A 24,128-nucleotide genomic window follows, 5' to 3' on the forward strand; every position below is an offset into this window, starting at 1 on the left:
CCTCTGGTATCAAGTGCTGGTTTTGATAGTACACAATCCAAGAACGGACTCTGTTTCCATATTGGGTATGTGCCTTTACTTCCGAGGGAAAAGAGGCGGTGACCTGCTTTTGACAACAGGAGCAGAACTTCATTTCCGCACGATGCTCTGTCACCTCAACCTGCACGATTGGTAAATCAAAAACTTGTCGTTTGATTATACCTTTGGCTGCTTGCTTTGCCAGAGACCGACCACAATCGGGGCATTCTTCTAGCTTATGGGTGACACCATGATCCGCATGAACAACCTGCTTGAGCGTTGTGCCTTTATGCCCCTTATGACCGCCGCTTTTATGCTTGCCATTTTCACGCAATGAAGTAGTGCGTGGTGGTTTTCTTAAGCCATCACTGGATGGTGGTTTTGAGCTGTTGCTGCTGTTCTTGTTTAAACGTTTTTCCAGCTCTGCTATCCTTGCCGCCTGTTGCGTCATTCTCTTTTCTAGTTCCGCAATTCTAGCCAATAGTGTGCTGATGATTTGTTTCGTAGTATTTCATGCAGCTATTTGATCACAACCACATAATTATTAAAATGTTTTTTTACATGACTGTATCCGAGATACACCGCAGGAGATCCCTCACCCTCGCTGCGCTCGGGTTCGGGATGACGTGGGGAGTTACTGATAATCAATAAATTGATTTATTTATGTACTAAAATAACTATAGATTTTTCTGTAATTTTAACCAGACCAAGGAGTGATAATCATGGATTTTAGTACGTTAACGAGTCAAAGCCCCAAAGTTATGGCTGTAATGGAGGCTCTAAAGAATGATCCCAATTTTTTAAATGAACTCAAGGAAGATCCACAGCAAGCATTGGGTAAAATTGGAATAGAGCTTAATGAAGAAGAAATGGGTATGGTTCAGAAATTAAGTGAGTTCCGTGAACTCGAAGCTGAGGCTGAAGGTTTTTTTGCCAAGATCAAAGGCTTTTTTGGTTTTAAGAATGCAAATTAAGCATAAGGTACTAATCAGGTTTACTACAAATTAACTTTGCGTTGCTCCTGTTTTAAAACATAATGAAGTTCAACTGGACTTCATGGATTCAATAAATATGGTCTATATTATTTAATGTCATTTACTGAAATGGAGTTTTCAAATGAAAAATGCTAATTTAGCTTCAAGATGGGTAAATCGATGTATTACGATTCTTTTTTTATTGGGTAGCCCGTTAGTTGGGGCATATGCGGCTTGTTGTTCAGGGCATGGTGGGGTTGCTTCTTGTAATACTACTACCGGATTCCAGATGTGTAAGGATGGTACAGCCTCTCCAACATGTAAGTGTAAGAAAGCAAAAAGCACAACAGCAACAACAACCACTACTAAGTCACATACCACCACTAAAACAACTCCAGCAACCACCACAACGACTACAACTAAATCTAAAAGCTGGTGGGGTGGAAAATCGACTACGACTCAACCTGCTACGAGTACAACTAAAACCACTACCACAACTACTACAAGTTCTAAAGGCTGCTGTTCAAAGCATGGAGGGGTAGCTCAATGTGATGCATCTACTGGCCATTTAAAATGTAAGGACGGAACACAATCGCCTTCCTGTGCGTGTCATTAAGCATTTAATCTTGCTGTTATCGCATAGCCCGGACGGAACATCCGGGCTTAAAATTAATTCAACTTGTCTCCTGTTGCTTGCAGCCCGGAGTTCTTTAAATCCTATTTTCAGTAATATCAATCATCATTTGCAGGGATTTTTTAGCATTATCGATAACCCATTGTTGATCATTTTCGGGTAATCTGTTTCTACTTCCAGTAAATTCATTGACTACATCACCTGCCTTAACTTCATTATAAGACATTGTTTTTCCTTGTCTAAGTAAATCGACAAGGGCAACTAGATGGGGGGGATCATTACGTGACATAGTAGCACAGCCACAACCTATTCCTTTTTCATTTTCTTTTTTAGGTGCTTCTGCTAGATTGACTACCTCTATATTTAAACTTTTGCAGTGTTGTTTTAGATTTTCTACCATGTGGTTTTCGGTACCAATGGCATAACGTTTTGTGTTGGCGCGATCGTGGACTACATAATCCCATATAAACGCTGTGGAGCCGGATTGTTGTGCTACTTTAATTACTGAGTTCCGGCATTCCGGATGAACGATCGTAGTGTATCCTTGATTATGCCAATAATCACACATTTCAGGTTGATAATGGGTATGTACGGCGCATTGACTCGCGAATAATATTAATTGGGCGTCATCAAACTGTTTTAGAGTTTTTGAGTCTTGGGTCGCAAGTGAATATTGAGCTCCTGCAGTTCCACCCGGCCAATAGGCAAGATTTTTTATCCCTAACCAATATGCTACGTTTTCACCCATATGTTGATCAGGAATAAAGAGTATCTTTTTATTTTGTTTTAGTGCCCATTGAAATATTTTTTTTACATTGGAGCTTGTGCAAACGGCTCCGCCTTGAGCACCAGTTAAGGCTTTGACTCGACCCGATGTATTCATATAGCAAACCGGTAAAATATTCTCGGAACCATAACGTTCATTCAAATCAAGAAAAGCAGGTTCAACCATGAAGTCCTTGGCAAGCATTTCCATAGTGCAACCGGATTTGGGATTGGTTATATAAACCTGTTGGTTTTTATTCGCCAAAATACTAATTGATTCGGCCATGAAATGCACGGCAGACTCTATAATAACGGATTTTTCAGGATGTTCCGCTGCCATTAACGCTAACTGATAGGAGTCACCAATAAGTCCTCCAAATTGTTCAACCAAGCGGACAATATCACCACCCATGTAATAATGAGCTAACAGCAATAATCGCTCACCAAAATGATCTTGAGCTTTTTTAAGATAAGGGGTCATCCACTTCAAGACTGTCGTGAGTTTACGATCTGGAAGTGCTTGGTATTCCTGGGCATAGGGAATAAATTCTTCTTGGTACCAGTCAATTGGGTAATCAGTCTGGCAAATGCTCATATCATTTCTGATCTGCATTAACGTGGTTTCAGGGGTGTAAAGCGTGGAGTTTTTAAACATCTATTTTGCCTCAAATCATTTTAACGTATCGCTCAAGAATCTTATTATTCAGGTGAAGTATCCATCAGTCCAAGTTTAGCAATGCTTTCTTGTGCCTCGGCATTTTTATTCGGATAATCTTCACGGAAGTGACCCCCACGTGATTCCCGTCTTGCCAGAGCAGCTCTTACAATTAATTCAGCATTAAGAATGATATTTCTTAACTCAATAAAATCTCTCGTGATGCAATGTCTCCAATAATATTCTTCAATTATTTTTTTACGTTTCATTATTAATTGTAGTAGATCTTCAAGCCCTGCTTCAGTTCGCACTATGCCAGCATAAGACGTCATTTCTCCTCTTAAACCACGCCACTGCGCATTGATTTGGCTGGCACGCCTGGTATTAACTTCACTGGGCGCGCTCCAATTAGGAATATGGTCTGAGTATTTCCAAGGAGCAGAAATATCTTTTAAAGTACATCGTGCTGCATTGGAGCCCATGACCAATGCTTCGAGTAATGAATTACTTGCGAGGCGATTGGCTCCATGTAAACCGGTAAAAGCAACTTCGCCTATGGCATAGAGTCGTTTTAAATCGGTACGGCCATCAATGTCAGTAAGTATTCCTCCACACTGGTAATGTGCTGCTGGCACAACAGGAATCATATCCTGACTCATATCAATGCCAATGGATAATAGAGTCGCATAAATTTGTGGAAAACGTTTTTTTAGGAATTCTTTGGATTGATGGGTTATATCAAGATAAACATATCCCATTTGACTGCGTTCAATTTCACTAAAAATAGCACGCGCAACGACATCACGCGTTGCCAGTTCCATTTGCTCTGGGGCATAGTGTTTCATGAACCGTTCGCCTGTTTCCGCGTTTTTAAGTAAGGCGCCTTCACCACGGACCGCTTCTGAGATAAGAAAGTTATTTAGAGAGTGGTGATGTAGTAGAGTAGGGTGGAATTGGTAGAATTCCATGTTACCAACACGAGCCCCAGCACGATAAGCCATAGCAACACCATCTCCTGTAGCAACCATGGGATTAGTGGTATATCTGTAGGTTTTACCGGCGCCACCTGTTGCTAGAACGACACAGTTTGCTAGAAAGGTATGAATTTTATTTGCTGCACAATCCAGAACATAAGCACCTAAAATCTCTCCTTGAATATCGGTTCGATGTGGATGATAGTGCGTAATCAGGTTTACAGCGACATGATGCTCAAAAAAATGAATCTGGTGCTGTTGTCGTGCCAGCTGATTCATTATTTGAGTAATTGATAAACCGGTTTGATCGCCACAGTTAAAAATACGTCGGTGTGAATGTCCTCCTTCTTTTGCAAGATGAAAATTTCCGTTGTTATCTTGCTTAAAGTGAACATTATACTGGCCCAGTTGTTTTATTATGTCCGGACCTTGTCGAATAATGAATTCGACGGCGGGTAAATAGCACAGCCCATCACCGGCAACCAAAGTATCAGAGATATGTGATTCCAGGGAGTCTTCTGCTGAAAAAACTGCAGCAATTCCACCTTGAGCATAGCGACTGTTGCACTCAATCGCTTCGGCCTTGCTGATTAGAGCAATTTTTAATCGGGGTTGCAGGCTGATAAGCTGTAAGCAATATTGCAGTCCTGCCAGCCCTGTTCCCATAACAAGAACATCAAATTCAAAGGTTTGCCCTTGTTGTGAGGGGGTGTTACTCATAAAAAGGCCTTTACTAACTGGGTTGCCAGACCCGTATAGTTCTCTGGTGTAAGTTTGATTAATTGCTCTTTGGCTTCTTCAGGTATCGATAACTCTTGAATGAATTGCTTGAGACTTTGTTCATCAATTCCATGACCTCGGGTTAACGATTTTAGTTGTTCATATGCATTAGGCACATTATAGCGACGCATCATGGTTTGTACCGCTTCAGCCAACACTTCCCAATTTGCTTTTAAGTCTTCTTGTAAAGCACGCTTATTGATTTGTAATTTGTCATTACCTTTGGCTAAAGATAGATAGGCAATGAGGCTATAAGAAAATGCCATACCTATATTACGCAATACGGTAGAGTCTGATAAATCTCGTTGCAGTCGCGATTGAGTGAGCTTATTAGCAAAGTGAATAAACAGGGCATTAGCCATCCCCAAATTTCCTTCTGCATTTTCAAAATCAATGGGATTGACCTTATGAGGCATGGTGGATGAACCAACTTCTTCTGCTACTGTTTTTTGTTTAAAATACCCTAGAGAAATATAACTCCAAATGTCTTGTGTATAATCGAGCAATATGTTGTTAATACGCACCATAATTTGCGATACTTCTGCCAAACCGTCATGTGGCTCGATTTGGGTCGTATAAGCATTAAAGGATAAGCCAAGAGATGTTACAAAGTTGGCACAGTGTTTGCGCCAATCTACCTCAGGGTAGGCGACAATATGAGCGTTATAATTGCCAACAGCACCATTGAATTTACCAGGAATCAAGACTTCACATAATTGTTGTTGTGGTCTTTTGAGACGGGCAACGAAATTGACTAACTCTTTCCCCATGGTTGTGGGTGTTGCTGGTTGACCATGTGTCCTGGATAACATAGGGACATCAGCATGTTGCTTACCAAGCAGAGTAATGCCCCCCATGATTTCAGCAAGCGTAGGTTGTATGACTTGGGCAATTGCCTGCTTTACCATTAATGCATAAGCTAAATTGTTGATGTCTTCTGAAGTACAAGCAAAATGAATAAATGCAGTAATTGCTTTCAAATTGGCATGATGCTGGAATTTGTCCTTTAGATAATATTCTATTGCTTTAACATCGTGATTTGTTTGCTTCTCAAATTCTTTAATTTTAAGGGCCTCATCCTCATCAAAATTAGCAATAATGTTATTGAGAAAATCTTTAGCCTTCTGATCCAAGAGGGGAACCTCAGTAATAGCATTATTAGCTGCTAAGGATTCAAGCCAGCGAATTTCTACAGTCAGGCGATAATAAATTAAGGCGAACTCACTAAAATAAGGACTCAAAGCCCGTGTTTTATTAATATAACGCCCGTCGATTGGGGAGATCGCATTTAAAGCAGTAAGAGTCATAAGTAGCTAGCCCTAATGATAAAGCACATATAATATTAGATGCGCGAACAGATGTGAATTAAAGTGAGGAATTTTATCAGAAAATTGATATTTTTTTAATATGTTTGTGTATAATGATTTCATTTTTAAAAAAGAATCGCAGCATTTTATGAAAACAATCATTGAATCATATCAAGCAGGCCTGTTTCACAAGAAGTATTGGGTACAAAATATTATTTCCGGAATTATCGTAGGGGTTGTTGCGTTACCTTTGGCAATGGCATTTGCTATTGCTTCGGGTGTCCGACCAGAACAGGGTATCTATACAGCGATTATTGCTGGTTTAATTGTTTCAATTATGGGGGGAAGCCGTTTACAAATCGCTGGCCCTACTGGTGCTTTTATTGTTGTGCTTTCTGGTATCACAGCAAAATATGGAGTTACTGGTTTACAAATTTCAACGATACTCGCTGGATTCATGTTGTTATTTTTTGGCCTTGCTCGTTTAGGGGGGATTATTAAGTTCATACCTGCTCCTGTGATTATTGGTTTTACTGCAGGAATTGGTGTAGTGATTTGGGTAGGGCAATGGCACTACTTTTTTGGTCTTCCCTCAGGAGGAAGTGGCCATTTTCATGAAAAATTATGGTATTTATTACAGTCTCTCCCCCATCTCGATATAACTACAACCATTTTAGGCTTTTTCTCACTGTTGTTGGTTATTTTTTCAAACAGGATTCCCGGGTTAAAACGCGTCCCAGGTCCACTTGTGGCTCTATTGATCGTGACTGGATTACAATCAGTTTATCATTTTTCTGGAGTTGCTACTATAGGCTCCCTATTTGGTGGAATACCTCAAGGCCTGCCAGAATTTAAATTGCCCAATCTGACAATCGATAAAATGATTGAGTTAATCGGCCCCGCTTTTACTATCGCAATGCTTGGTGCTATAGAGTCGCTGTTATCTGCTGTTGTTGCTGATGGTATGGCAGGGACAAAACATAATTCAAATCGGGAGTTAGTAGGGCAGGGAATAGCAAATATTTTTGCACCATTGTTTGGTGGGTTTGCTGCAACTGGAGCTATAGCCCGTACAGCGACAAATATTCGTAATGGGGGCAATAGCCCTTTGGCAGGCATAATCCATGCGCTCACTTTGGTTTTAATTATCCTTTTCCTGGCCCCTTTGGCAGTAAACATACCGCTTACTGTATTGGCTGCAGTTTTGTTTGTTGTAGCCTGGAATATGAGTGAAGTAAAACATTTTATCAAACTGATAAGGTGTGCCCCAAAAGCGGATGTAGTGATTTTGTTGGTAACTTTTTTTCTTACAGTATTTGTTGATTTGGTAGTCGCAGTAAATATAGGTGTTATCATTGCTATATTACATTTTATACGGGGTATGGCTACCAGTGTTGAAGTACAGCAAATGACCTCGGAAGAGTTAGCCCATGAATTGGCAAAACAAAATATAGAAACCCTACCCGATGGAGTATTGGTTTATGCTGTAGAAGGGCCTTTTTTCTTTGGTGCAGCAGAAGCATTCCAGCATGCTTTGGCAGTAACTCACACAGATCCCAAAACATTAATTATTAGGATGCGCTGGGTACCATTTATGGATGGTACTGGTTTACAAACCTTAGAAGAAATTATTGAAGATTTGCAAGAACGTAATGTAAGAGTAATTTTAAGTGGTGCTAATCCACGTGTAGAGGAAAAATTGCGTAAGGGTGGTATTATTAAACTTTTAGGCGACGCAAATTTCCATAAAGAATTTTCTCAAGCTTTAATTGCATGTAATGCATAAACTCATTCGCACATCAGTACTCATGCACAGGATTAGATAAAACAACTCATTTATTCTGAGCTATGAGTACTAATGTTTTCTGACAATTAAAGTTTCTAATTCCCATAGCCGCACATTTTCAGTAAAATGATTATCATTTTATGGACTTGGGGTAGTTATGACGGTCAAAACACATATTATTGATTTAGCACATCTTGGCATGCACGACCTGGAGCAGGTTGGTGGAAAAAATGCTTCTCTTGGAGAGATGATCAGTCATTTATCCTCAGCGGGAGTATCTGTTCCTGGTGGATTTGCAACCACTGCGGATTCATTCAAAGAGTTCCTGTCTCAAGATAATTTAGATAAAAAAATCTATGCAAAATTAGCTACCTTAGATCCAGATAATGTCCAGCAATTAGCTGTTGTTGGGAAAGAAATCAGGGAAATGATTGTTAATACGCCATTTACTCCTGAGTTTGAACGAGCTGTGCGAGCTGCATACGAAAAACTGTCGCAATCTATAGGCCATGATAATTTCAGCGTTGCCGTTCGTTCATCAGCGACAGCAGAGGACTTACCTGATGCCTCATTTGCTGGTCAACAAGAAACTTTTTTAAACGTCAAAGGAATTGATGAAGTTTTGCTCTCAATAAAACATGTTTTTGCATCACTATTCAATGATAGAGCAATCACTTATCGAACACATCACCAGTTTGCTCATCATGAAGTGGCCTTATCTGCAGGTATTCAACAGATGGTTCGTAGTGATATGGCTGTAAGTGGGGTGATGTTTACTATGGATACTGAGTCAGGTTTTGACCAGGTAGTATTTATTACTTCATCTTATGGTTTGGGGGAGATGGTTGTTCAAGGAGCCGTCAATCCTGATGAATTTTACGTGCATAAACCCGGAATACAAGCGGGTAGACCGGCAGTTATTCGTAGGAACCTCGGTAGTAAGGCCTTGAAGATGATTTACTGTGATGACCCCAGCAAGCAACAGCGAGTCAAAACCGTAGAGGTTGATGCAAAAGAGCGATTACTGTTTTCTTTAACTTCAAGTGAAGTAGAAAGCTTAGCCCGCCAAGCCATAATTATTGAGAAACATTATGGTCGACCAATGGATATAGAATGGGCAAAAGATGGTTTAAATGGTCAATTATATATTTTACAAGCTCGGCCTGAAACCGTAAAAAGTCGGGATAATAAACAAATATTGGAGCGTTATACCTTACAACAAAAAGGTACGGTGTTAGCTGAAGGGCGCAGTATCGGCCAACGTATAGGTCAGGGTAAGGCAAGAATTATTAAAGATGTTAGTGAAATGGATCGTGTGCAACCAGGCGATGTGTTGATTTCCGATATGACAGATCCTGATTGGGAACCTGTAATGAAACGTGCTGCTGCAATTGTGACTAATCGTGGGGGCAGAACATGCCATGCAGCTATTATTGCACGTGAATTAGGTATTCCTGCTGTAGTTGGATGTGGAGATGCCACGAAAACAATACGTGATGGCGATGAAGTGACCGTCAGTTGTGCTGAAGGAGACAATGGCTATGTCTATGCAGGTTTGTTGCCATATGACCAAGTGCGTCTTGATGTAGAAACCATGCCTGAATTACCAATGAAAGTCATGTTGAATGTTGGTAATCCTGAAAGAGCGTTTACATTTCAATCGATTCCTAACTCAGGAGTAGGTTTGGCTCGTCTTGAGTTTTTAATTTCCAATACTATTGGTATCCATCCGCGTGCATTACTTGATTTTGATCATTTGAAGGATAAAGAATTAAAACAATTTATTGCTGAGAAAACAGCAGCCTATAATTCTCCAGTCGAATATTATATTGAGCGACTTAAAGAAGGAATTGCGACAATCGCTGCGGCATTCTATCCCAAGCCCGTAATTGTACGATTGTCAGATTTTAAATCCAATGAATATGCAAATCTTGTTGGCGGGAACTTATATGAGCCGCATGAAGAAAATCCAATGCTGGGTTTTAGAGGTGCATCTCGATATGTTTCTGAATCATTTGCAGAATGCTTTGCTTTGGAATGTAAAGCAGTTCGCCGCGTTCGTGAGGAAATGGGTTTAACTAACGTGGAAGTTATGATTCCTTTCGTGCGAACAGTTGCTGAGGCTAGTAATGTAATTCAAGTTTTAAAACAACATGGACTTGAGCGAGGTAAGCATGGGCTACGGGTGATTATGATGTGTGAATTACCTTCAAATGCATTGCTGGCCAAAGAATTCTTAGAGTATTTTGATGGATTTTCTATAGGTTCTAATGACTTAACTCAGCTGACGTTAGGTCTAGACAGGGATTCAGGATTAATCGCCGCTCAGTTTGACGAGCGTAATGAAGCAGTGAAGGTTTTATTGCATATGGCAATTACTGCTTGTAAAAAGGCGAAAAAATATATTGGTATCTGTGGTCAAGGTCCATCGGATCATCAGGATTTCGCTCAATGGTTAATGAAAGAAGGAATAGAAAGCGTTTCACTCAACCCGGACTCTGTTTTAGAAACATGCCTATTTTTGGCAAAGCAATAGATTAGATAGAGTAAATGTAACTGTTCAATAAGCCTGATCAAAATAACCTGTTCCGCAACTTGTGGAACACGGATTTTTTTGAGCAAGCTGCAGTATAGGGGCATGTAGTTGGGTGGACATTGATAAGTTATGCTAAATTGCTGAAGAGGCATTCTACTCCAGACAATTTTCAAAAAAGTATTTAAGCGAGGTATAAAACAGCAATGCAGGGTTTCAAATGGTGGCTTCTAATTGCAGGAATATGTCCTGTCATGGCTTTCGCGTCTACTGAGGCCGATCATGTTGATCCGGTTACATTCGTATTACTTGGCGTCACTACTATTTTTTTCTTTGCAATTATTGGTCGTTATACCGCAAGGAGGATAAATCAACCCAGTGTTCTTGGTGAGCTGCTAATAGGAATTCTTATTGGCAATTTATTCTATTATTATGGATTTCCATTAGCAGTTTTATTAAGAGAAGGCTCTTCAATTTTTGATGCTGTTAAAGAAGTACTCCTGGGGGTTCCATTAAATCAGGCAGTTAGTTCAGTTATTTCCAATGAAAATTATGCACAACAAGTTGTAGGTGCTTTAAGTGGGCCTCATGGTTCAGATTATCTGAAAATTGCTTATATAGTTGATATTTTCTCGAGATATGGGGTGATTTTTCTCCTATTTATGGTTGGTTTGGAAAGCTCTATTGAGGAAATGAAGCATACAGGGCGTGATTCAATTATTGTCGCTTTGATTGGTGTGATTGCCCCCATGTTATTGGGGTTTGGTACTGTTTATTTGTTGATGCCTAATGGTTCTTACCAATCTGATCTATTTATTGCAGCAACCTTGAGTGCAACAAGTATAGGAATTACTGCACGTGTTCTTTCCGAAATGAAAAAATTACGCACCAGAGAAGCAAGAACCATATTGGGTGCGGCAATGCTTGATGATGTATTGGGCCTGATTATTTTGGCTGTAGTTAGTTCCTTGGTAATTAGTGGGGCAGTAGATCCCATGGTTGTGTTGCGCATTATTGTAAGTGCTATGCTCTTTTTTGCAGGTACCTTATTTTTAGGTCCAATTGTTTTACGCAAGGCAATTCATTTTTTTCGTTTTCTCGAACCTTGGGAAGCAAAATTATTCATTTCTTTTCTGTTTATCATGACACTTTCTTGGCTCGCTTCAGTGCTACAACTTGCAACTATTATTGGAGCATTTACTGCAGGAGTCATTCTTCATGATGACTATTTTGATGGTGTCCCTTTGAGTCAACAAGAAAATCGCAGTATTTATCACTTATTATCCCCATTAGAATCAATCTTGGCACCGATGTTTTTTATTGTGATTGGCATCCAAGTCAAATTGGAAAGCTTTTATCATTTGAATGTAATTGTTTTGGCAACAGGTTTAATCATTGTAGCGGTGATTGGCAAATTAGTAAGTGGATATGGGGCACGCGCGCCAAATGATCGATTACTAATTGGTATCGGTATGTTACCTCGCGGAGAAGTGGGGTTGGTTTTTGCTTCTATTGGCCGAACTCTAGGTGTTATTTCTGATGATTTGTTTTCAGCAATTGTTTTAATGGTAATGGTGACGACATTTATTGCTCCTCTCTTATTAAAAATACGATATGCGCAGAAAGACAGGAAAATAGTACATGAATAAAGCTTTGTTACAGATAGAGGCAGAGGTAACACATGCATTGCATGAAGATGTAGGTGAGGGAGATATTACTGCAACTTTATTATCTGCCGATCTTCAGGCTGAAGCAGAAATTATTTCTCGAGAGCCTATGGTGGTATGCGGCCAGCTTTGGGTTAATGAAGTTTTTAATCAACTTGATACTCAAATCAAACTGGAATGGCAAGTTACAGAAGGAGAATGGTTAGCGGCTCCATCTACTTTGTGTACTTTATCTGGCTCAGCAAGAAACATCTTAACTGGTGAGCGCACCGCATTAAATTTTTTACAAACTCTTTCGGCTACGGCAACACAAACTTATCATTATGCTCAAAAACTTCATGGCACACAGACGCGCTTATTGGATACGCGAAAAACACTTCCTGGATTTAGAGCAGCACAAAAGTATGCAGTGACTTGCGGAGGAGGTTTTAATCACCGTATGGGGCTTTACGATGCCATTCTAATTAAAGAAAACCACATTAAAGCCTGTGGTTCCGTAGCTCAGGCCGTTGCTTTGGCAAGGAAAATCAAAAAGAATGTGTTAGTTGAGGTGGAGGTCGAAACTCTGGATGAGTTACGTGAGGCAATTTGTGCTCACCCTGATAGAATTATGTTGGATAATTTTAGTCAAGACATGCTCGAAGAAGCGATTAGAATAAATCAACCAAAACGTTGTGCTTTAGAAGTGTCAGGAGGAGTTACTCTGGAAAATATTGCTACAATAGGTCAATTAGGTGTTGATTTCATTTCTGTTGGTGCGATTACCAAATCAATTCAAGCCATAGACTTGAGCTTACTAATTAGGAAAATTTTATGATGCCAATGATAATTTTTACGGGAGGAGGTACAGCAGGACATGTGGCACCAAACTTGGCATTAATAGATGAGTTTAGCCATAAGGGTTGGGAAATCGCTTATATTGGTTCTGCCAATGGTATTGAGAAACAGATGATCGAACCACTTAAAATTCCATTTTATGGCATAAGCAGTGGTAAATTGCGTCGGTATTTAAGTTTAAAAAACTTATTGGATCCATTTAAGATTATACTGGGTATTGTGCAATCTTTTTTCTTGCTTAATAAATTAAAACCTGATGTGGTTTTTTCCAAGGGTGGTTTTGTTGCATTTCCGGTTGTGGTAGGTGCGTGGTTAAATCGGATCCCTGTTGTTGCTCATGAATCTGATATGAGTCCTGGACTCGCCAATCGACTGTGTTTTCCCTTTGTTAATAAAATTTGCTTAACTTTTGAAGCAGGAAAAAAACACTTTAAAAAGCAAGATAAAATAGAAGTAACTGGTACTCCAATCCGTAAGCAGTTGTTCGCCGGTAATAGCGACCGTGGACTCGAGTTATGTGGGTTTAATGCAGAGAAACCTTGTCTTTTAGCTATAGGAGGCAGCTTGGGAGCAGGTTCTATCAATCGGATTATTCGCGAGGCTTTACCCGAATTAACCAAGGAGTTTCAAGTTATTCATATATGTGGAAAAGGAAAACTAGAGTCATCCTTAATTAATCGCCAAGATTACAAGCAGTTTGAATATGCTAATGAAGAATTAGCTGATTTATTTGCCGCAGCATCAGTTGTTGTTTCACGAGCTGGTGCTAATTCTCTTTATGAAATTTTAGCTCTCGGGAAGCCTCATATCTTAATTCCTTTACCAGCTGAGGTTAGTCGAGGGGATCAAATTCAAAATGCTCGCTATTTTCAAAGACTAGGCATAAGCCTTGTGATTGATGATCGGTCTTTGGATATGGATACTTTACTGCAAACTTTACATGAACTGGAGAATAATAAAAGGGATATTAATAATAAAATCAATGCACTAAATATTAAGTCCGCTACAGACCAAATCGTAGCTATTATTGAGGAGCAAGTTCATGTTCAATCCGCAAGCGCTGTATGAGTTCGTTTGTCACCAGTGGGATGAGGAAATTATCCCTAGTCTATGTGATTACATAAAAATTCCTAATAAATCACCCCATTTTGATCCTAAATGGCAGGAACATGGACTAATGGATAAGGCTGTATCCCATATTGCTGATTGGTGCAAGGCACATGCCCCTAAAGGAATGATGCTGGACATTATGAAGCTCGAAGGACGTACTCCCTTAATTTTTATCGAAGTTCCTGGCGAAATTGACGAGACTGTTTTGTTGTATGGCCACCTTGATAAACAACCGGAAATGTCAGGATGGAGTGAAGATTTGCACCCTTGGCAACCGGTGTTAAAAAATGGGCGTTTATATGGTCGAGGCGCAGCAGATGATGGCTATTCTGCATATGCCTCATTAACTGCAATTTGCGCTTTACAGAATCAAGGATTGCCCATTCCTCGTTGTGTTTTGATTATCGAAGCATGTGAAGAGAGTGGTAGTTATGATCTGCCATTTTATATTGAACAGTTAAAAGATCGGATTGGCAAACCTAAGCTGGTTATTTGCCTTGATTCTGGCGCTGGAAATTATGAACAATTGTGGATGACTACTTCATTACGAGGAAATTTGGTCGGTGAATTGTCAGTGGAACTCATTCAAGAAGGCGTTCATTCGGGGGCTGCAAGTGGAATCGTAGCAGACAGTTTTCGAGTTGCTCGGCAACTAATTAGTCGTATTGAAGATGAAGTTTCAGGAGAGGTGAAACTATCCGAATTGTACTGCGATATCCCTGAAGAACGAATAAAGCAAGCAGGGCAGTGTGCCGAAGTTTTAGGAGACTCTGTTTACGTGGAGTTTCCTCTGCATGAAGGGGTAGATCCTATAACAAAGGATAGAGTGCAATTGATTCTAAATAGGACATGGAGACCTGCCTTGACTGTTACTGGAGCTGATGGGTTTCCTGCTATAGAGAATGCAGGGAATGTGTTACGACCACAAACCGCACTAAAATTGTCTATGCGTTTACCACCTTTAGTAGATCCTAAAAGTGCAGCAACAGTGATGCATGATGTATTAACTAAAGAACCTCCTTATCATGCTAAAGTTAGTTTTAATGTAGGTGATGGTTCGCAAGGATGGAATGCGCCTCCACTTTCTTCCTGGCTAGAAAAAGCTGCTGATGCAGCATCAATGGCTTACTATGGAAAACCGGCTGCTTATTTGGGTGAGGGGGGAACTATTCCTTTTATGGGAATGTTAGGTAAGAAATTTCCTGAGGCCCAATTCATGATTACTGGAGTTTTGGGACCTCAGTCTAATGCCCATGGTCCTAACGAATTCTTGCACTTGGATATGGTGAGAAAATTAACTGCATCTGTTGCATATGTACTTTATCATGTAAGTTAATATATTTTAACGCTTGATTAAGAAGTTGTTTTTCTCTTCAAAGCGCTTACAATTTTTCCTTCTCCCCCATGGGGTGAAGGTACCCGCAAGGGCGGATGAGGGTGAAGCACGAAAGATAATCCCTCACCATAACCCTCTTCCCATCATGGGAGAGGGGATACTAGCTGATGTTTATTTTAGTTAGGTAAGAAATTTCCCAGCCTTATTTCAATCCAAATTTTTGTTACTCATTGAACTTAAAGCAAAAAAATTAAAAAAACTCTCGACAGAGCACTCAAATCTTGGGATACTTTTGCCGGCTCTGGAACGAGCCACTTAGTCCAACAATTAGGAGAAAATTATGAAAGCAAAATTTATTGCTACGGTTTTGTCATTATCTGTAGTTACATTTTCAGCTCATGCAGTTGTTCCCAAAGAAACCTCAGTCAAAAAGAAGCCTCCTGTGGTAATTCATAAAATTGATCTCAACTCGGCTGATGTATCAATGCTTACTGGCTCAGTTAAAGGCATAGGAAAAAAGCGAGCTGAAGCCATCATTGCATATCGTAAAAGTCATCATGGCTTTAAATCTTTGGAAGAGCTTGCTGATGTGAAGGGCTTAGGCCAACATTTCATGACGGCGAATCGAGATAAATTAAATCAGGTATTTGTTATAAATAAAATAGAATAAAAATCATATTAAATTAGAGGAATATTATTTTGTCACTGTTGTTAGCAGTATTAGTACAACAGTGACATGCAAATTAAATTTTTTAGAGTACTTGTTCAGGTGCTTTAATCGCTTCCAAATCAAGTTTTAAATGACTAATTTCGCTTTTAAAGAATGTAAAACTTGTTGCTGATCGAATCGGAATAAATCCTCTTTTATGATGAATTGCTTTAAGAAATTTTCCGATATCACTTTCTTTACCTTTTTCTTGGCTCAATTGATCATTTATTTCTTCATCAGACAATCCCGCTAATTTATTTTTGTCTTCAATGGATAGCTGTTGGAACGATGTTTCAATTGCCTCAATTTTCTTATGTGGATCAGAGGAGAAGAAACCAGCTCGCTCTAAAATTCCCTTATTTATTTTTTCTATAAATTCATTAATCTTTTCCAATCGCCTGATTTCAGTAGCTATCTCTGATAATCCTTTCTGATCGTTACAGTTAATTATTTTTTGTTTTATCTTACTTGTATCTGCTTTATTTAAGCGCAATCCGCCAAGGGCGATAAATAGTTCCGGTTTTATATTATTGGCTGGTAATTCGACTTGCTGATTTGAACTATTTGCTACGAGTATTGGTTGTTGTGCTTTCAGCAATAATTCTTTGAGTTGAACATTCTCTTTCCGCAAAGTTTCTAGCTGTACTTGAAGATGAATCACATCAGGTGGAACCTCACTTGCAGGTTCCGGGAGCTGTTTCTCATTTTCTACTCGCTTAAGTAATGACTCATATTCTCGTTGTAATGCATCCAACTGATATTGAAGCGGGTTTATTTCGGGTATAACTTCTTTACTTGATGATTTTGAAGTTTGTTTCTCTAGTTCAAGTTGTTGTTGCAGTAATTCATTTTCTTGTTGTAAGAGTTCTAGCTGTTTTTTAAGTTCATGAATAGCTTTTTCGTGATTTTGTGCAGAAATCAAGCTTCTTTTTAATTCTTCGTTGTCCCTTTGAACAATCTGTAACTCTTGCTTCAAATGTTCTAAGGAAGCACTGTGTTGTTGAAGAGTGATACTTGCTAGCTCAATTTCTTTTTTTTGTTGCTCAATGGTTTCTTTAGATTTGGACTCGACTTTTTCTAGTCGCGCAAGCTCTAAACCTTGTTCTACCAGCTTGTGGCTCGCTTTATCAGCATCAAGCTTAAGCTGCTCATATTCTTGTTGTAGGGTTTGTAGGTGACTATTAGACTCCTCTAGAGTAGTCGTTCTTTGGGATAAGAGTTCATTTGTCTTTTGTAACTCTTCCCTGGAAGCAGATAGTTCTTTTTTTATTTTATCTAAAGCGGCTTGCCATTGTGTGCCATAAACTTTAATAAGTTGAGTAAGGGGCATGGCTTGTAATGCTGCGGCATTCTCAGGATCTTTCTCCATGAGACTTTTTCTAAATTCACTAATATAGTGGTTAATTTTCTCTTGATTACCTTCTGGAAAACCAAGAGCTTCAAAAGTTTCACTAAAGACTTCTTGATGTTTTCTGGCTTCTGCAGCAAATTCTTTTTGTGCTTCATGACGTGCATTAGCTATTCCAAAGCATTGTTGGCATTGATTTATCGCAGGTTTTATATCTTTAAGAAATTTTTGTGCTTCTTCTGCTTTACCCTTTTTTAAAAGGATAATATCTTGTAAGCTTTGCTCAATGGCTTTACGCATGGAAGTCCATTGCAAATCGATCCCAGAAGTCTGAGCCTGCTTACCTAATTTTTTTGCTGCAGCTATGGCGGCTTTCTCCTCTTCAGGTAAGATGCTAAAAGGAGTTCGCATGAAATCAACTAAGCTAAGGATTGAATCAAGGAGGTTATTTACTTTTTCTGCATACTTGGCTTTGAACATTTCCTTTTGTTGTTGAGGAGGTATGTCTTTAAATATTAGAAGTTTTAATATCGTTTTATGTTTTTGGGAGGGAGACCCATCGAGACTGTCAAAAAATTGTTTTGGTGTAAAGTTTTCGGGAATTAATGGTCTAACAAAAGTATGCACTGCCTCAATTTGTTCGTCACTTAATTCAACAATTGGCTTGTCATTAAGTGTAATTCCTAAACGTAAATACGCGCCTAACAATGCGGATGCATCAATTGCTGCTTTGCCTGGTTGAGGGATATGAAGTCGCTGGTCTCCTAGCAGGCTTATAAAATTAGCAATGTTTTGCATTACCTTTTTATATTCCGCGTTATCTTTACCTTTATTAGTCGCTTCTTTTAAAAATGAAAAAAGGTTGAAAAGAAGTTTACCCATTAAATCAGGATCACCATGGGTCCACTGCGATAATTCATTTGATTTTAAACTGGTTGGCATAATAAATAAAAACCTTAGGGACGTTCATTTATGTCAGAGCAAAGAGTATATAATATAATCAAAATGATTACAAAATATATTTTTAATTTGAAATTGAACCACAATGAACATTTGAATCAATTTCAAAATTTTAATTTTTAATAAATGAATTATAATTATTTGCTTAAATTTATTGCCAAATACGCATAAATAGAACTTAAAGTAATTTATATTATTCCCAATGCTTATCAAAAATTGAAAATCATCTTCATGTATAAAAATTCACTGTTTAATTTTAAATTGTTGTGTAAGAACTGTCGATTTTTATCCAAATTTAGTATAAAGTAGCGCAAAAAAAAGAACGGGATAGTGCGGCTTATGTTCAGAAAATTAAGGGGCGTGTTCTCCAATGATTTATCAATTGATTTGGGGACAGCTAATACATTGATTTATGTAAGAGATAAAGGGATTGTTCTAAATGAACCCTCTGTTGTTGCTTTACGTAATGAATCAGGACAAAAACGTGTTGCGGCTGTAGGCCTTGAAGCGAAGCGAATGTTGGGAAGAACCCCAGGAAACATCAATGCCATTAGACCAATGAAAGATGGCGTGATTGCTGACTTTTTTGTTACTGAGAAAATGCTGCAGCATTTCATTCATAAAGTGCATGAAAATAAATTCTTACGTCCAAGTCCACGGGTTTTGGTTTGTGTTCCTTGTGGTTCAACACAAGTGGAACGTCGTGCGATTCGCGAATCTGCAATGGGTGCTGGTGCTCGTGAAGTATTTCTTATTGAAGAGCCGATGGCAGCTGCTTTAGGATCTGGAATGCCAGTTGAAGAAGCCAGTGGCTCCATGGTTGTGGATATAGGTGGTGGTACGACAGAAGTTGCGATTATTTCTCTAAGTGGAATTGTATATCATCAATCCGTTCGTATAGGTGGCGATAAGTTTGATGATGCTATTGTATCTTATGTGCGTCGCAACTATGGAACACTTATTGGTGAAACTACGGCAGAACGTATTAAACATGAAATTGGCTCAGCCTTCCCAAGCCGTGATTTATTTGAAATAGAAGTTCGCGGAAGAAACCTTGCTGAAGGTGTTCCCCGAAGTTTCATTTTGACTAGCGCAGAAATTTTAGAAGCACTTCAAGAACCTTTATCAGGTATTGTTGGTGCAGTTAGGGCCGCTTTAGAATTAGCTCCACCAGAGTTGGCAGCTGATATTGCTGAGCGCGGTATGGTTTTAACCGGCGGCGGTGCTTTGTTGAAAAACATAGATACATTGCTAATGGAAGAAACTGGTTTACCTGTATTGATTGCTGAAGATCCGCTTACCTGTGTAGCACGTGGTGGTGGTAAAGCTTTAGAAACCATGGACTTGCGTGGCGGTGATTTCCTCTCAACAGAATAATACGTATAACAGATTATTTAGTCGACGCGGGTACAGTTCTATAGGATTTGTGCTCGCTCTTGTCTTTTCTGTTTTTTTGATGTTCTCTGATTATCACTATCGTTATTTAGATAATGTGCGTAGTGGTTTTTCTCTTGTTGTCGCCCCTTTGCAATATGCAGTAGATTACCCAGTACGCGTTATAGGCTGGGTGCAGTCGCTTGTTAGTGCGAAGAAAGCTTTAATTGCTGAAAATATGCAATTACGCTATCAGCAAACCATGCTGGAAGCAGAGCTACAAAAGTTAATCATAATTCAAGAAGAAAACTCACAATTAAAGGAATTGCTCCTTACCTCTTCAAAAGCAGATATGAGTGCAATGGCAGCACAAATTCTGGCTGTTGATACAAGTAACTCACGTCAGGTAGTTATTTTAAATAAAGGAAAACGTGATGGTGCCTATGTGGGCCAACCCGTTTTGGATGCAAAAGGCGTTATGGGGCAAATTGTTGATGTTGGTCCTATAACAAGCACTGTCCTACTTATTTCTGACTCCAAGAGTGCTGTCCCTGTTCGCAATAATCGTACGGGAGAGCGCGCAATTCTTGTTGGAACAAATGACATAGAGAAATTATCGTTAATTAATTTACCGAAAACTTCGTCGATTCATCCTGGTGATGTACTGGTTACTTCAGGTTTGGATAGACACTATCCTGAAGGTTACCCGGTGGGGAGCGTAGAAGAGGTGAACAGTATTCCCGGTGAGGATTTTGTTAAGGTTAAAGTAAAACCTGTTGCACTTCTAAATCGTAATCGACTGGTATTGCTGATATGGCAAGACGCAGAGCAAGAGCAATTGAATACACAAATTAGTGAACGTTTAAATGCTAAGGAGACTATGTGATGAGAAATCTTCGCATACGCTTATTTGCAGGATTTATTGTGGCTCTCCTTTTGTCTATATTGCCTATGCCTGAATTAATCTCTGCTTTTAGACCTCCCTGGGTTTTATTACTCGTTCTTTATATAGAATATTTTTTGCCAGGTAATTTTAGACTCACTACATTACTGTTTGTGGGATTGTTACTGGATGTCTTATTGGCAACCGTAATTGGAGAACATTCATTTGCCTTGCTTTTGGTGACCTGGATTGCTTCGAGTAAATCAAGACGATTTCAATTTTTTTCCATGATGCAGCAAATCTTTCTAATTGGATTTTTTTGTTTTTTATACCAATCGATTATATCTTTAATTACTGCTCTACTCGGCTTCAACTATAGCTTATTCATGCCTGTAGCTAGCGCTTTGGTAGGCATGTTTATCTGGCCATGGATTCGCCTGCTTGGCGAAGATACTTTGTTAAAACGTTTGGTTTATCGTTAAGCCGACATACCTCTTGGCACTTGGGATGTCGGTTAGGCTTTATTGGGATTGATGATTTATTATTCTGTATTCACCAGGTTGTAAATTCTCTAGTTTCCAGTCACCAATTTGATGACGAACTAATCTTAACGTAGGGAACCCAATTGCTGCAGTCATTTTGCGAACCTGATGATTTTTTCCTTCTTTTAAAATAATTTCCAGCCAACTGGTAGGAATGTTTCTTCGGAAACGAATAGGGGGAATACGTGGCCATAATTGAGGCTCATCAATCAGTCTGACTTGAGCAGGTAAAAAGCGAATATCTTTAAGAATCAAACCCTTTTTAAGAGGAACTAAATCTATTTCATTAGGTATGCCTTCCACTTGAACCCAATAATACTTTCTTTTATTGAATTTGGGATGAGTTAACTGATGTTGCAAGGCCCCATGATTTGTCAATAATAATAGACCTTCGCTGTTTTTATCTAACCTTCCTGCTGCGTAAAAATCAGGTTTATTAATAAAAGCCGATAAAGTGTGTTCCGGAACATCACCAGAGAATTGGCTAACGACACCATAAGGTTTATTGAACAATATAATTTCTGGCATGAAGTATGATATAAAAAAGAGTTCTAAGTGTGCTTATAGTAGGAGCTTTCGACATGATGAGCAATTCCAAAATTCAATTCATTGTTTTTGTAGGTTAATTCTTATACAATAACTCAAAAATTATACTTTATGGTGATAATTGTTTATGAAATACACAATATTAGTTTCTCTCTTTTTTTGTCAATTTACGTATGCGATGAATCATGTTGTAATGGTTGGTGATGAAAAAGTTGAAATTAAGCACATTGTGGGTAGAGGTAAGACTTTTGTTCACTTGCATCATAATGAGCAAACTGCTTTAAAAGCGGCTCAGGCTGTGATCCAGAAGGAGGGTGGAAGTCTTATTGCTTTAGTGCACTCCGGTGGTCGCAATATTGTCTTTCATCTGAATAACCAACGTTATGAGTTTGATCCAAACCGAATTTTTACTGATAATGGGATCAAAAGAACGCTCTCGCAGTTTGGTCAATATAATCCTCAGGCTCATCAGGAAGTACATAAGCTGGCAAGTAAAATCAAGCAGTTACTGCCAAAAGGTAAAATAGTTGCTGTTCATAATAATTCAACTTATTCACTTAAAGATTATTTGCCAGGAAACACTCTGGAAAATGATGCACAGGCGATACACATGATTCCTGAAAAATATTTCCGGAATTTTTATTTAGTTACTAAAATTAATGATTTTCTTCGTTTGAAAAGTAAAGGTTACAATGGAATCTTGCAAAAACCTTCTGCAACAGATGATGGATCGTTGTCTATTTACCTGGCCAAAAATGATTATATCAACGTTGAAGCCGGATATGATCAGCTTGTTGAGCAGATCAAAATGTTGCAACATGCATAGTAAACATTCAAGCATGGATAATTAAATAAAAATGGTACTTGGGATTCCAAGTTATCACATGCTATCATTGCTTTTTCTCTAATTTTACGGAGTTGTCAATGACATACGATAAAATCAAAGTGCCTTCACATGGTGAGGCTATTACAGTTGCTGCTGATCTGTCACTTCGTGTACCTAATAACCCCATAATTCCTTTTATTGAAGGAGATGGAATTGGTGTTGATGTAACCCCTCCAATGATTCAAGTTGTTGATGCTGCTGTTGCAAAAGCATACGGCGATAAGAGAAAAATTGCCTGGATGGAAGTTTATGCCGGCGAAAAGGCAACTAAAGTTTATGGTGCTGATCAATGGTTACCAAAAGAAACCTTAGATGCGATGAAAAAATATGTTGTTTCGATTAAAGGCCCACTGACAACTCCAGTTGGAGGCGGAATTCGTTCGCTCAACGTCGCTATTCGTCAAGAAATGGATCTTTATACTTGTTTGCGTCCAATTCGATATTTTACCGGCGTTCCAAGTCCACTAAAAGAACCTGAAAAAACCGATATGGTTATTTTTAGAGAAAACTCTGAAGATATCTATGCTGGAATCGAATGGAAGGCTGATTCTCCAGAAGCTAAAAAAGTAATTGAATTCTTAATAAAGGATATGGGTGTTAAAAAAATCCGTTTTCCTGAAAATTGTGGCATAGGCATCAAACCTGTTTCTAAAGAGGGAACTATGCGTTTGGTAAGAGCTGCAATCCAATATGCAATTGATAATGACCGCCATACAGTAACTTTGGTCCATAAAGGCAACATCATGAAGTTTACCGAAGGTGCGTTTAAAGATTGGGGCTATCAAGTTGCACGTGATGTTTTTGGCGCTAAAGAATATGAAGGTGGTCCTTGGATGGAATTCAAGAATCCCAAAACAGGCAAGCAAATCATCATCAACGATGTTATTGCTGATGCATTCTTGCAACAAATCCTTTTAAGACCGGAAGACTACAGCGTAATTGCTACACTTAACTTAAACGGTGACTATATTTCGGACGCATTAGCTGCCCAGGTAGGCGGTATTGGTATTGCTCCAGGTGCTAATATAAGTGATGACGTTGCTGTATTTGAAGCAACGCATGGAACAGCACCAAAATATGCAGGTAAGAATAAAGTAAACCCAGGGTCAATTATTCTATCAGCTGAAATGATGCTACGTCACATGGGATGGAATGAAGCTGCTGATTTAATTATCAAAGGTATGCAAGGTGCCATCGCAGCTAAAACAGTCACCTATGATTTTGAACGCGGTATGACCGGTGCAACTTTGGTGAGTAGCTCGGGCTTTGGAGATGAAATAATTAAACATATGTAAATCCTATGGGTAAATGTAGCCTCAGTGAAATGCAAGACAATTTAGGAATATTTCCAATTTTGTTTTTTCATCAAAGGCTACGTCTTTACCCATTTCAATTTACACCTTAAATGAATGTAATCTAATCAATATGTTTTTGATTATTTCAAAGACTAATTTTTTCATTAAAAATAGATGATTTTACTGGCCAAAAGTGCGTAGGGAGTCTA

The 24,128-nt window shown here is 38.9% G+C and carries 20 protein-coding genes; 14 read left to right on the forward strand and 6 right to left on the reverse strand.

Annotated elements, in window-relative coordinates; all coding sequences use genetic code 11:
- The coding region (locus BW930_RS08750; RefSeq protein WP_175607551.1) for a DUF6444 domain-containing protein at window positions 1–469 on the reverse strand (469 nt) is incomplete at its 3' end.
- Window positions 470–740: 271 nt separating this feature from the next.
- On the opposite strand from BW930_RS08750, the gene BW930_RS08755 reads away from it, so the two are divergent.
- Both BW930_RS08755 and BW930_RS08760 read left to right on the forward strand, forming a co-directional pair.
- Window positions 741–992, forward strand: a complete 252-nt coding sequence (locus tag BW930_RS08755; RefSeq protein WP_058468353.1) for a hypothetical protein — start codon at window positions 741–743, stop codon at window positions 990–992.
- A gap of 142 nt (window positions 993–1,134) precedes the next feature.
- On the forward strand, window positions 1,135–1,608 hold the full coding sequence (locus tag BW930_RS08760) for a hypothetical protein (protein ID WP_131756843.1): 474 nt from the start codon (window positions 1,135–1,137) through the stop codon (window positions 1,606–1,608).
- Between the two features lie 94 nt (window positions 1,609–1,702).
- Here the strand turns inward: BW930_RS08760 and nadA are convergent, their stop codons facing one another.
- The 3 genes from nadA to purB are packed head-to-tail and all read right to left on the reverse strand — an operon-like array spanning window position 1,703 to window position 6,107.
- Complete coding sequence (nadA, locus tag BW930_RS08765) at window positions 1,703–3,046, reverse strand: quinolinate synthase NadA (RefSeq protein ID WP_058468351.1); 1,344 nt, start codon at window positions 3,044–3,046, stop codon at window positions 1,703–1,705.
- Window positions 3,047–3,090: 44 nt separating this feature from the next.
- Complete coding sequence (gene nadB / locus BW930_RS08770; RefSeq protein WP_058468350.1) at window positions 3,091–4,740, reverse strand: L-aspartate oxidase; 1,650 nt, start codon at window positions 4,738–4,740, stop codon at window positions 3,091–3,093.
- A complete protein-coding gene (gene purB, locus BW930_RS08775) occupies window positions 4,737–6,107 on the reverse strand; it encodes an adenylosuccinate lyase (RefSeq protein WP_058468349.1) in 1,371 nt (456 codons plus the stop codon). The genes nadB and purB overlap by 4 nt, the downstream gene beginning before the upstream one ends.
- A gap of 148 nt (window positions 6,108–6,255) precedes the next feature.
- On the opposite strand from purB, the gene BW930_RS08780 reads away from it, so the two are divergent.
- The 7 genes from BW930_RS08780 to BW930_RS08810 all read left to right on the forward strand — a co-directional run bounded on the left by BW930_RS08780 (window position 6,256) and on the right by BW930_RS08810 (window position 16,046).
- Window positions 6,256–7,893, forward strand: coding sequence for a SulP family inorganic anion transporter (locus BW930_RS08780; RefSeq protein WP_058468361.1), 1,638 nt, complete (start codon window positions 6,256–6,258; stop codon window positions 7,891–7,893).
- Between the two features lie 157 nt (window positions 7,894–8,050).
- Complete coding sequence (ppsA, locus tag BW930_RS08785) at window positions 8,051–10,429, forward strand: phosphoenolpyruvate synthase (RefSeq protein WP_058468348.1); 2,379 nt, start codon at window positions 8,051–8,053, stop codon at window positions 10,427–10,429.
- A gap of 203 nt (window positions 10,430–10,632) precedes the next feature.
- Window positions 10,633–12,075 (forward strand): cation:proton antiporter, encoded by a 1,443-nt coding sequence (locus tag BW930_RS08790; RefSeq protein ID WP_058468347.1) that lies wholly within the window; start codon window positions 10,633–10,635, stop codon window positions 12,073–12,075.
- Entirely contained in the window at window positions 12,068–12,910 is an 843-nt protein-coding gene (gene nadC, locus BW930_RS08795) for a carboxylating nicotinate-nucleotide diphosphorylase (protein WP_058468346.1), read from the forward strand. The genes BW930_RS08790 and nadC overlap by 8 nt, the downstream gene beginning before the upstream one ends.
- Window positions 12,907–13,998 (forward strand): undecaprenyldiphospho-muramoylpentapeptide beta-N-acetylglucosaminyltransferase, encoded by a 1,092-nt coding sequence (gene murG / locus BW930_RS08800; protein WP_058468345.1) that lies wholly within the window; start codon window positions 12,907–12,909, stop codon window positions 13,996–13,998. The genes nadC and murG overlap by 4 nt, the downstream gene beginning before the upstream one ends.
- Window positions 13,973–15,376, forward strand: a complete 1,404-nt coding sequence (locus BW930_RS08805) for a M20 family metallopeptidase (RefSeq protein ID WP_058468344.1) — start codon at window positions 13,973–13,975, stop codon at window positions 15,374–15,376. The genes murG and BW930_RS08805 overlap by 26 nt, the downstream gene beginning before the upstream one ends.
- A 340-nt stretch (window positions 15,377–15,716) precedes the next feature.
- Entirely contained in the window at window positions 15,717–16,046 is a 330-nt protein-coding gene (locus tag BW930_RS08810) for a ComEA family DNA-binding protein (protein ID WP_058468343.1), read from the forward strand.
- A gap of 82 nt (window positions 16,047–16,128) precedes the next feature.
- Here BW930_RS08810 and BW930_RS08815 read toward each other — a convergent pair whose 3' ends face one another.
- Window positions 16,129–18,375 carry a coiled-coil domain-containing protein gene (locus BW930_RS08815; protein ID WP_058468342.1) on the reverse strand — a complete coding sequence of 749 codons (2,247 nt, stop codon included), beginning with the start codon at window positions 18,373–18,375 and terminating at the stop codon, window positions 16,129–16,131.
- A gap of 357 nt (window positions 18,376–18,732) precedes the next feature.
- Here BW930_RS08815 and BW930_RS08820 point away from each other — a divergent pair, with 357 nt between their 5' ends.
- The 3 genes from BW930_RS08820 to mreD are packed head-to-tail and all read left to right on the forward strand — an operon-like array spanning window position 18,733 to window position 21,132.
- Window positions 18,733–19,770 carry a rod shape-determining protein gene (locus BW930_RS08820; protein ID WP_003636696.1) on the forward strand — a complete coding sequence of 346 codons (1,038 nt, stop codon included), beginning with the start codon at window positions 18,733–18,735 and terminating at the stop codon, window positions 19,768–19,770.
- Complete coding sequence (mreC, locus tag BW930_RS08825) at window positions 19,748–20,653, forward strand: rod shape-determining protein MreC (protein ID WP_058468341.1); 906 nt, start codon at window positions 19,748–19,750, stop codon at window positions 20,651–20,653. The genes BW930_RS08820 and mreC overlap by 23 nt, the downstream gene beginning before the upstream one ends.
- Window positions 20,653–21,132 carry a rod shape-determining protein MreD gene (mreD, locus tag BW930_RS08830; RefSeq protein ID WP_058468340.1) on the forward strand — a complete coding sequence of 160 codons (480 nt, stop codon included), beginning with the start codon at window positions 20,653–20,655 and terminating at the stop codon, window positions 21,130–21,132. The genes mreC and mreD overlap by 1 nt, the downstream gene beginning before the upstream one ends.
- Before the next feature lie 39 nt (window positions 21,133–21,171).
- Here mreD and BW930_RS08835 read toward each other — a convergent pair whose 3' ends face one another.
- Window positions 21,172–21,720, reverse strand: a complete 549-nt coding sequence (locus BW930_RS08835; RefSeq protein ID WP_058468339.1) for a pseudouridine synthase — start codon at window positions 21,718–21,720, stop codon at window positions 21,172–21,174.
- Window positions 21,721–21,865: 145 nt separating this feature from the next.
- Between BW930_RS08835 and BW930_RS08840 the strand changes: the two genes are divergently transcribed.
- Both BW930_RS08840 and icd read left to right on the forward strand, forming a co-directional pair.
- Entirely contained in the window at window positions 21,866–22,564 is a 699-nt protein-coding gene (locus BW930_RS08840; protein WP_172461591.1) for a protein tyrosine phosphatase, read from the forward strand.
- 98 nt (window positions 22,565–22,662) lie between these two features.
- On the forward strand, window positions 22,663–23,919 hold the full coding sequence (gene icd, locus BW930_RS08845; RefSeq protein WP_058468338.1) for an NADP-dependent isocitrate dehydrogenase: 1,257 nt from the start codon (window positions 22,663–22,665) through the stop codon (window positions 23,917–23,919).
- Window positions 23,920–24,128 lie beyond the last annotated feature (209 nt).

The sequence above is a fragment of the Fluoribacter gormanii genome, from assembly GCF_900156395.1.
Lineage (GTDB): Bacteria > Pseudomonadota > Gammaproteobacteria > Legionellales > Legionellaceae > Legionella > Legionella gormanii.